This window comes from Pseudomonas brassicacearum (assembly GCF_003732265.1).
Taxonomy (GTDB): domain Bacteria; phylum Pseudomonadota; class Gammaproteobacteria; order Pseudomonadales; family Pseudomonadaceae; genus Aquipseudomonas; species Aquipseudomonas brassicacearum_D.
The window spans coordinates 1-453 of sequence record NZ_MOBK01000080.1 but is presented as its reverse complement, the minus strand read 5'-3'; the positions used below and the strand labels follow the sequence as shown (position 1 = coordinate 453).

At 64.2% G+C, this 453-nt stretch carries 1 protein-coding gene; it reads right to left on the bottom strand.

The window, feature by feature from the left end; genetic code table 11:
• Positions 1-453, bottom strand: a 453-nt coding sequence (locus tag BK660_RS30130; RefSeq protein WP_148057484.1) for a SulP family inorganic anion transporter, incomplete at both ends; no start/stop codon positions are given.

The window sequence follows — 453 nt, the reverse complement described above, 5'->3', positions numbered from 1 at the left end:
AGTCGGCAAGCCTCCGGCAATGTGCGCCATGTCGCCAAGGGTGCGGGTCGGCAGGCCGAACAGGTAGACCAACAGGCCGACGCCGAGGATCGCCACCAGTGCCGGCGGCACCGTTTTTGTCAGACGCGGCAGAATGTAGACGATGGCCATGGTCAGCAGCACCAGCCCGGTCATCAGGTACAACGGCGTGCCGCTGAGCCAGTCTTCACCGCTCTTGAAGTGCTCCAGTTGCGCCAAAGCAATGATGATCGCCAGCCCGTTGACGAAGCCGAGCATCACCGGATGCGGCACCATGCGCACCAGTTTGCCCAGGCGCAGCAGCCCGAACGCCATCATGATCAAACCGCCAAGCAACATCGTCGCCAGCAAATACTGCACGCCGTGTTGCACCACCAGCGCGACGATGACCACGGCCATCGAACCCGCCGCGCCGGAGACCATGCCCGGCCGCCC